Annotated in this window: 1 protein-coding gene; it reads left to right on the top strand. The window is 61.7% G+C overall.

Translation table 11 applies throughout. The annotated features are described in order from the left end of the window. Positions 1-248, top strand: a 248-nt coding sequence (locus tag C5471_RS23830; RefSeq protein ID WP_166296756.1) for a hemagglutinin repeat-containing protein, incomplete at both ends; no start/stop codon positions are given.

Raw genomic sequence — 248 nt, forward strand, 5'->3', positions numbered from 1 at the left:
TGACGCTGGAGACCGTAAACACGCAACACACAGAAAGCGGCGACTGGGGCGGCGGTAACACGCGCCATCTGACCCAACAGACCGATATCGGCAGCCAGATAACCAGCGCCGGTGACCTGACATTGCAGGCCGGGCATGACCTGACGGCCACCGCAGCCCAGATTAATGCGGGTCAGCAACTGACGGCGCAGGCCGGAAATAACCTGACGCTGACCACCGGTACCGCCTCATCCGACTTAGTGGAGCAC

It is taken from the genome of Photorhabdus tasmaniensis (genome assembly GCF_011189505.1).
Lineage (GTDB): Bacteria > Pseudomonadota > Gammaproteobacteria > Enterobacterales > Enterobacteriaceae > Photorhabdus > Photorhabdus tasmaniensis.